Origin of the sequence: Halomonas saccharevitans (assembly GCF_900116405.1) — a bacterium.
Lineage (GTDB): Bacteria > Pseudomonadota > Gammaproteobacteria > Pseudomonadales > Halomonadaceae > Halomonas > Halomonas saccharevitans.
The window spans coordinates 75,804-84,047 of sequence record NZ_FPAQ01000015.1; the positions used below are offsets into that span (position 1 = coordinate 75,804).

General features: G+C 67.8%; 10 protein-coding genes. 4 read left to right on the forward strand and 6 right to left on the reverse strand.

Annotation, left to right across the window (positions count from 1 at the left end; all coding sequences use genetic code 11):
- Positions 1–15: 15 nt before the first annotated feature.
- Genes BM388_RS08730 through BM388_RS08740 form a run of 3 tightly spaced genes read right to left on the reverse strand, consistent with a single transcriptional unit; the run spans position 16 to position 2,647 of the window.
- Complete coding sequence (locus BM388_RS08730) at positions 16–210, reverse strand: hypothetical protein (RefSeq protein ID WP_089849190.1); 195 nt, start codon at positions 208–210, stop codon at positions 16–18.
- Positions 207–2,276, reverse strand: coding sequence for a 3'-5' exonuclease (locus BM388_RS08735; protein WP_089849192.1), 2,070 nt, complete (start codon positions 2,274–2,276; stop codon positions 207–209). Before BM388_RS08735 ends, BM388_RS08730 begins: the two co-directional genes overlap by 4 nt.
- Positions 2,276–2,647: a response regulator transcription factor gene (locus BM388_RS08740; protein ID WP_089849194.1), complete on the reverse strand. Its 372-nt coding sequence runs from the start codon at positions 2,645–2,647 to the stop codon at positions 2,276–2,278. The genes BM388_RS08735 and BM388_RS08740 overlap by 1 nt, the downstream gene beginning before the upstream one ends.
- 207 nt (positions 2,648–2,854) lie before the next feature.
- Here BM388_RS08740 and BM388_RS08745 point away from each other — a divergent pair, with 207 nt between their 5' ends.
- Together BM388_RS08745 and BM388_RS08750 are read left to right on the forward strand one after the other, a co-directional pair.
- Positions 2,855–3,532: a glutathione S-transferase family protein gene (locus BM388_RS08745; RefSeq protein WP_089849196.1), complete on the forward strand. Its 678-nt coding sequence runs from the start codon at positions 2,855–2,857 to the stop codon at positions 3,530–3,532.
- Positions 3,533–3,650: 118 nt separating this feature from the next.
- Complete coding sequence (locus tag BM388_RS08750; protein WP_245781499.1) at positions 3,651–4,574, forward strand: sulfurtransferase; 924 nt, start codon at positions 3,651–3,653, stop codon at positions 4,572–4,574.
- Between the two features lie 116 nt (positions 4,575–4,690).
- On the opposite strand, the gene BM388_RS08755 is transcribed toward BM388_RS08750, so the two are convergent.
- A complete protein-coding gene (locus BM388_RS08755) occupies positions 4,691–4,960 on the reverse strand; it encodes a hypothetical protein (RefSeq protein WP_089849198.1) in 270 nt (89 codons plus the stop codon).
- Positions 4,961–5,109: 149 nt separating this feature from the next.
- The gene (locus tag BM388_RS08760; RefSeq protein WP_089849200.1) at positions 5,110–5,868 is read right to left on the reverse strand and encodes a YdcF family protein; all 759 of its coding nucleotides are present in this window, start codon (positions 5,866–5,868) and stop codon (positions 5,110–5,112) included.
- Between the two features lie 548 nt (positions 5,869–6,416).
- Here BM388_RS08760 and BM388_RS08765 point away from each other — a divergent pair.
- Positions 6,417–6,773, forward strand: a complete 357-nt coding sequence (locus BM388_RS08765) for a hypothetical protein (protein WP_089849202.1) — start codon at positions 6,417–6,419, stop codon at positions 6,771–6,773.
- A 264-nt stretch (positions 6,774–7,037) separates the two neighbouring features.
- On the opposite strand, the gene nth is transcribed toward BM388_RS08765, so the two are convergent.
- Positions 7,038–7,673 (reverse strand): endonuclease III, encoded by a 636-nt coding sequence (nth, locus tag BM388_RS08770; protein WP_089849204.1) that lies wholly within the window; start codon positions 7,671–7,673, stop codon positions 7,038–7,040.
- Between the two features lie 133 nt (positions 7,674–7,806).
- Between nth and BM388_RS08775 the strand changes: the two genes are divergently transcribed.
- On the forward strand, positions 7,807–8,244 hold a 438-nt coding region (locus tag BM388_RS08775; protein WP_139233913.1), incomplete at its 3' end, for an RNA-guided endonuclease InsQ/TnpB family protein.

Here is an 8,244-nt window from a genome sequence, read left to right on the forward strand (position 1 = left end):
TCCGTCCTCATCCCGTCAATCCTCATCCCGACGTTCCATCAGCCAGGCCATCAGGCCGATCACCGCGCCCCAGGCGAGGAAGACGTAGGGCACCAGCCGGCTGATGCCGTCCGCCGACGGCGCGGCGATCAGCACCAGTGGCGGCGAGAACAGCAGCGCCGCCAGCACGATCAGGGCGACCAGGCGCTCCTTGCGGCGAGGGGCGTTCACGAGGCGTAGGCGTCCTCACGGTCGAGGGCGCTGGTCTGGAGGGCCAGCACCTGCTCCAGTGTCTCGATGCCCCGGGCCTCCAGTCGCGGCAGCAGCGCGAGCCACAGCTCCGCCGTGACCCGGGCATCGCCCAGGGCGGTATGGCGGGTGCCGGGCGGGAAGCTCAAGTCGTAGCGGTCGGCCAGGCTGTCCAGGTCGTGACCGTCGAGGCTCTCGTCCAGCGCCCGGGACAGCAGCAGGGTGTCGAGCACCGGCATGTCGAAGTCGACGCCGCCGCCGGGCGGCTGGATGGCCAGCAGGTCGAAGGCCGCGTTGTGGGCGAGTATCACCGCCTCGCCGATGTAGTCGCGAAAGCGCGGCAGGGCCACGGAGAGCGGCGGGGCGCCGGCGACGTCGTCATCGGTGATGCCGTGGATGGCCGTGCTGGCCGGTGGGATGGGGCGTTCGGGGTTGACCCGCAGGTCGAAGACGTCGCTGGCCAGCAGCCGGGCATTGACGATCCGGCAGGCCCCAATGCTCACCACGGTGTCGCCGCGGCGCAGCTCCAGGCCGGTGGTCTCGGTGTCGAAGGCGACCACGTCGAGGGTGCGCAGGGGGCGCGCCGCCAGCTCGGCATCCGGTGGCGGCATCTCGGCGATGCCGAAGTCGTGGAACTCCGGGCGCGGCGGGGTGCGCGGGCGGGGCGGGGCGACCCGGTCGGTCGCCGGCAGCGGCAGGCGCAGGCGGGCGTGTATGCCGTCGCCGTCGGCGAGGCTCCAGGCATCGCTTCCGTGCTGGCGCAGCACGTCGGCGACCCGCGGCGCGAAGGGCAGAGCCTCCAGCCGCTCGCCGCGCCACGCTTCGAGCTGGGATTCGCCCAGCACGCCGCCGTGCCAGATCAGGTCCAGGTAGACCCGCCGATTGCCCAGGCAGACCTCGCCCTCGAGCTCCCGCCGACCGGCGTGGCTTGCCAGCCGCGGCAGCAGCGAGTCGAGCAGGGCCAGCAGCGCCGGCGCGTCGGCCTTGAGCCAGGCAGGCATGCCGATGGGGGTGATCTGCGCGCCGCTCTGGCCATGGCGTGCGGCGAGCGACGACCAGAGGTCATTGGACCACAGCGGGACCAGCCGCTCGCCCTGGCGATGCATCTCCTCCATGACCCGACCCATCTGCTCGAGCTGGCGAGCCAGCGCCCGGCCCTCCTCGTCAATCACCGCCTCCAGGCGCTGACCCAGCTCGCTGGTCGGCGATGCCGTGCGCACGCCGACCAGGGCGTCGGCGGCGCTGGAGAGGCTCGCGCTGTGGCGCCGCAGGGGTGGCAGCATCTCGGCGAGCTCCGCGCGGGCGCCCATCTCGCTGGACCAGGCCGCGGTGGTGTCGGTGAGGGTCAGCAGGGTCTCCTGGTGGCTGTGGGGAACGCGGCGCAGCACCGCGTGCAGCCACCGCTCGTCGCAGGGCACCAGGATCTCCCGGGGCGCACCGTCGTCGGGCAGCTCGCCGAGGGCATCCTCGAGGCTCGTGATCGGCAGGAGGGCGTCGAGCCGCTTGCCGAGCCCGAGGCCAGGGTGGCCCTCGAAGAGCGTTTCGGCGGCCTGATTGAAGAGCAGCAGCCGGCGGTGGTGATCGCAGAGCAGCAGCGGGGTATCGAGCACCTGCAGCAGGGTCTCGAGCTCCTGGCGTACGCGAGTCGCACTGAGCGCCCCCTCGGCATGGGCGGTGGCTAGGCGCTCGCGATCGGCGCGCCAGGCCTCGCGAACGCGCATCAGGTCGGGGCCGAGGCCCTTGAGCCATCCCTCTGGCGGATAGTCCTGGCGGGCATCGGGCTTGGCCACCAGGCGGGCCAGCTGTACCTGCAGGTGGCGCAGCGGGGTGAATAGCTGGCGCTCCAGCAGCAGGCCGACCAGGAAGATGGTGCCGCCGCCGGAGAGGCAGCCGAGCCACAGCCAGACCCGCGCCATGCCGGTGAGTCCGGCCAGGCCGTCGAGCCACAGGGCGAAGATGATGCCGCCGAAGACGCTGACGCCGCTGAGCAGCAGCCACAGGCCGATCAGCCGCTGGCGGCGGGGAAGGCTCTTGCTGCGCCGGGTCATCAGGAGGCCTCGGCGAGCAGCGTCTTGACCTTGTCGACCAGCGCCTGGGTCGAGAAGGGCTTGGTGACGTAGTCGTCGGCGCCCAGGGCGAGGCCCTTCTCCCGCTCCACCTCGCGGCCGTGGGCGGTGAGCATGACGATCGGCAGCCGCGCGTGGGTCGGGTCGGCGCGCAGGCGCTCGAGGACATCGAAGCCGCTGATGCCCGGCAGGCTGATGTCGAGCAGCAGCAGGTCGGGGGCGGCCTCGGCGATGCGTGCCAGGGCGTTCTCGCCATCCTCGGCGGTGTCCACTTCGAAGCCGGCCTGCTGCATCAGGAACTCCAGGGACAGGACGATGTTGGGCTCGTCATCCACCACCAGCACCTTGGCCATGGTGCCCTCCTTATATATATGAAGACTCTGCTGTACGACGTCTCGGCGTGTGCGGTCTTTTGTGTCTGATTTTATGCAGCGTTGCCGATCAGTTTAGTGGCCCCCCGAGGGCGGGCAAAGACGACCTTGGCAGGAGACGAGCCGGGGCGGCGTGCTAGGGTGGCGCAGATCACCCCGGCCATTCGGGACAGACACAAGGAGAGAGGCATGATCAAGGTTCACCATCTGGAGAACTCCCGCTCGCAGCGGGTCGTGTGGCTGCTCGAGGAGCTGGCCGTCGACTACGAGATCGTTACCTACCGGCGCGACGCCCGCACCATGCTGGCTCCCGCCTCGCTGCGCGAGGTGCATCCGCTGGGCAAGTCGCCGGTGATCACCGACGAGGCGCGAGGCGGCCGAGCGGTGGCGGAGTCGGGGGCGATCCTCGAGTACCTGATCGAGCGTTTCGAGGCGCAGGACGCCCTGGTGCCGCCGGCGGGCAGCGAGGCACGCGAGCGCTACCGCTTCTGGCTCCACCACGCGGAGGGCTCGGCGATGCCGCCCCTGGTGATGCGGCTGGTATTTGCCAGCCTCGGCAGGCCCCCGGTGCCGGCACTCGCCAGGCCCATCGGCCGGCTCTTCGCCCGCGGCGTGGAGCAGCAGTTCCTGGCGCCTCAGATCCGCCAACTGACCGACTATTGGGAGGCCGAACTCGAGCGCGCGCCCTGGTTTGCCGGTGAGGCCTTCAGCGCGGCGGATATCCAGATGAGCTTCCCGCTGCTGGCGCTGGAGACCGGCGGCGGCCTGGCCGACACTCCGCGGCTGCGCGCCTTCCTGGCGGCCTGCCGCGAGCGGCCCGCCTATCGTCGCACGGTCGAGGCGGTGGGAGAGTTCTCGCTGCCGTGAATGCTCTTATGACCTTTTTCCAGGATCTTCTGACCATTCATTCTATTTGTACATATTGTGGTCGCTGATCAAGGCCGGATAATGAATTCATCTATATCCGAGTAAAGAGGTCGGGAATATGATCAAGTCCGCATTCATAGGCTTGGGCCTGGCGATGGCAACGTCCCAGGCGATCGCCGCCGATGTCGAGCCGCTGGTCGAGGCCGGCTGGCTCGCCGAGCGGCTCGGTGGCGACGACCTCGTGGTGCTCGACGTGCGATCTAGCATCGACGACGGCGGCGATCGCGGCAGCTTCGAGGCCGCGCACATCCCTGGCAGCGTCTACAGCAGCTACACCCAGGCCGGCTGGCGCGAGACCCGAGACCACGTCGCCGGCCTGCTGCCCTCGGTTGAGAACCTCGAGTCGCTGATCGGCGGGCTCGGCATCGATAACGACGACACCGTGGTCATCGTGCCCGCGGGGACCGGCGCCACCGATTTCGGCAGCGCCGCCCGGGTCTACTGGACCTTCAAGGTGCTCGGGCACGACGAGGTGGCGATCCTCGACGGCGGCTTCGCCGGCTGGCAGGCCCAGGACAAAGAGATCGCCAGCGGCGCGATCCCGCCCCCCGACGCCGCCGACTTCCAGGGCCGGCTCGATACGACGCTGATCGCCACCACCGAGGAGGTGCAGGTCGCCCGCGAGACCCAGGCGCAGCTGGTGGATGCCCGGCCGGCGGACTACTTCCGCGGGGAGACTCAGTCGCCCGCGGCCACGGCGCCGGGGACCATTCCCGGCGCCCGCAACCTGCCGTTCCATCGCCTGCTGACGCAGCGCCAGCAGGCCTGGTACCTGGATGACGAGATGCTCGGCGCGCGCATCAACGCCGCCGAGCTGGATCGCGAGGTGCCCACCGTGGCGTTCTGCAACACCGGGCACTGGGCGGCCATCGACTGGTTCGTGCTCAGCGAGGTGGCGGGCTTCGACCAGGTTCGCCTCTATGACGGCTCGATGGCCGAGTGGACCCGGGGCGAGGATCTCCCGCTGGCCCTGGCCGAGTAGGGGCGCGACGCGCCATTGCTACGGGGCGCATGCGCTCATTGAAACCCGTCGCGGCCTGCCGCGGCGGGTGTCGTCGTTATGTCGTCGTTAGGGCGTTTCGCTCGGCTCTTTTCAGTTCAGTCTTGAGACCCGTCGACCTTCGGCCCCAGCGGCCCCAGCCACAGCCAGACCTGCAGGATCACCAGCACCGGCAGCAGCCAGACCGGCGCGCCGGTCACCGCGTTAAGCATCAGATGGAGGAAGAAGGCCGTGATCCCGGCGGTGAGGCCCACCAGGGGGAAGCGCAGGGGGCGCTCGTGACCCTGCAGGCGGGAGAGGCGGAACAGCGTACCGACCACGGTGCCGAAGACGGCGGACAGGCTCAGGGGAAGCAGAAGGTCCAGCATGTCGAGTCTCTTGTCGATGAGAATGGGTCGAGGCGAAAGGGCTGAAGAGAAAGGGCTGAAGAGAAAGTGCCGAGGGAAATGGGAGGTCGTGCTCGCCGGGCATCTCACTGCCTCTCAAGGGCGGGACCGTCCGTCGTGTGGACGTCGGGTCACTCGCCGCGGCGCAGCAGACGCTCGCGCAGCGCCAGTTCGGCGCGTCCCAGCCATTCATGCAGGGCGCGCGTGCTCTGGTGGAGATGGTAGGCGCGGGGTAGCCAGTCGGCGGTGCCGCCGCTCGGCGGGCTTGCAAACTCGGTCGGAGCGGGCGTCACGCTAAGTCCTGCCCGTTCAAACTCGGCCTGCGCCCGGGGCAGGTGCCAGGCCTGTGAGACCAGCGCGACGTGCTCGATCCCGTCCGCGCCGAGCATCTCGGCGGTGTAGCGGGCATTCTGGGCGGTATCGCGGCTGCTTCCCTCCATCCACCTGACCGGCACCTCGAAGACCTCGCGCAGCGCCGCGGCCATCAGGCTCGCCTCGGCGCTGTGTTCGTCATGGACTCGGCCGCCGCTGACCAGGATTGGCAGCCCGGTCTGGCGGTGCAGGTGGGCGCCGTAGGCCAGCCGCCGCCAGCTGGCATTGGCGGGGGCGTCTCCCCAGCCGAACTCCGGGGCATCGACGTCGCGACCGCCCCCTAGGATGACGATGGCCCGGGCCTCGCGCAGCTGACTCGGGCCGGCCAGCGCCGCTGGCTCGAGTCCCTGGCGCAGGGCATAGCTGGTCATCGGCGTGGCGAGCACCAGCAGCCCGCCCAGGCCCAGTACCACCAGCAGGCCGCCGAGAAGCCGCATCCGCGACCACAGCGCCATTCCCAGCAGCGTCAGCAGCCCATTGGCCAGCGGGGGAAGTAACAGATACTTGAGCATCGCCATGGCGGTAGAGGCCTCGTGTCGTCCGTCATTCGCGGTGCCGCTCACCCTAGCAGAGCGACTCTCGAAACGCTTGCTGGGTGTTCCGCTTACTCCAGCCACATTTCCAACGATCATTCTTGCGCCTACCATGCAGCGTGAGACAACCGAGCATGCTCACGGCCCGATACGACCGCGCTTCTCCCGGGCAACGCAGGTGCGATCACTCGCCGAGGAATCGCTTCCAGACGCGGCTGGGCCACCGGGATGCGTTTCGGGTGTTGCAGGCGTGTGCTGCCGGGGCGCTTGATGCCAGTGGTGCCGCGCGGGCGACTTGAATTCTGAACGTGAAGCCAGGACGGTGCGTTTGTGTATTCGTAAAACCGAATGGATTAGGGCCCGTTAAGAGCCCGCTATCGCTGTGATATTTGCCGGGTCGGCTGTGTGCCATGTCGGCTCTGTGCATGAAACGGCAGGTGCCCTGTACTGCGGGCCGACCGGGGCTCACGGGCGCGTTTGGCCCAAAGCGGTATCCTTACAAAGCTAGACATCATCCACCCAGGAGAGCCTCGATGACTCTGTCCAAGATGACCCGCACCGCCTTTTTTGCCGCCCTTGTGACCATGGGGGCGGGAACGACCGGCGCCACGGCCGCTTCGAGTGCGGATGAGCTGCGCGAAGCGCTGGTCGGCAATACCTTCCAAGGTGGGATGGGAGGTGGCGTCTATACCAGCTACTTCGCCGAGGACGGCACCTACGTGGATGCCGCCGGCGGTGGTACCTACGAGATCACCGAGGAGGGCGTCTGCTATCCCGGCACCGATTTCGGCTGCTATGCCGCCCAGATCGACGGCAACCAGCTGGAGTGGTTCCAGAACGGCGAAAGCGTCGGCAGCGGGGTGATCGAGCAGGGCAATACCCTGGAGTGATCGCCACCGCGCGCCATCGACACGCGTGATGAAGCTCGCCCAAGGGCGAGCTTCACTTACTAGCCTTCAGCCTTCAGCCTTCAGCCTTCAGCCTTCAAAGCCGCGCCGCCCGTTCGGTATCGGTCCCTCCCCGGGCCCTTTCGGCGACCGGGTCTTGTGATGCGAAGACCCTAGGCCGGATCGACGAGGCATATCGGCATCAGAAGCGCGTGATCGATCCTCCGGCGTTGGCGGGGCGATCGATGCGACCCGCCGCGACAAGCTCTAGAGGTCGATCTTGTCCTTGAACTCGCAGAGGTCCTCGATGACGCAGCTGCCGCAGCGAGGCTTGCGGGCCAGGCAGGTGTAGCGTCCGTGCAGGATCAGCCAGTGGTGGGCATCCTGGCGAAACTCTCGAGGCACATGGCGCATCAGCTTCTGCTCGACCTCGACCACATCCTTGCCCTTGGCGATCCCGGTGCGGTTGGACACCCGGAAGATATGAGTGTCCACGGCGATGGTGGGCTCGCCGAAGGCGGTGTTGAGCACCACGTTGGCGGTCTTGCGCCCCACGCCCGGCAGCGCCTCCAGGGCCTGGCGGGTGCGAGGGACCTCGCCCGCGTGCTGCTCGACCAGGATCCGGCAGGCCTTCATCAGGTTCTCGGCCTTGGTGTTGTAGAGGCCGATGGTGCGGATGTGCTCCTTCAGGCCGTCGAGGCCCAGGTCGAGGATCGCCTGGGGCGTGTTAGCCACCGGGAAGAGCCGAGCCGTGGCCTTGTTGACGCCCACGTCGGTGGCCTGGGCCGAGAGCAGCACCGCGGCGAGCAGCTCGAAGGGGCTAGACCAGTGAAGCTCGGTGGTCGGCTCGGGGTTGTGGTCGCGCAGCCGCGCGAAGATGTCAAAGCGTTTCTGGGCGTTCATCAGTTTTGCGCGAGATACCCCGTACTTTTTAGTGCGGGAAGGGATAGCCCTTCGTCCGCCAGGACGACCCTGTTCTCGCTGCCTCCTACTTTGGTGGTTGCTATCTATATATGTTTATTTATACAGTGCGAAAATGACGAAACGCGCTTACAAATACCGCTTCTATCCGACGCCTGAACAGGAACAGCTCCTGGCCAGGACCTTCGGGTGCGTGCGCTTCGTCTACAATGCCGTGCTGCGTTATCGCACCGATGCGTTCCAGCAGCGCCAAGAGAAAATCGGCTTTACAGCGGCAAATGCTGAGCTGTCGCGGATGAAGAAGGCCGAAGACACCGCGTTCCTCAGTGAAGTGAGTTCGGTACCGCTTCAGCAGTGCCTTCGTCACCAGCAGACCGCCTTTAAGAACTTCTTTGAGGGCCGCTCCCGCTACCCGGCCTTCAAGAGCAAGCGACACCGCCAGTCGGCGGAGTTCACGCGATCGGCATTCACGTATCGCGATGGGAAACTGTTCCTGGCCAAGTGCAAGGCGCCGCTCGCGATCCGCTGGAGTCGTGACTTGCCCAGCGAGCCG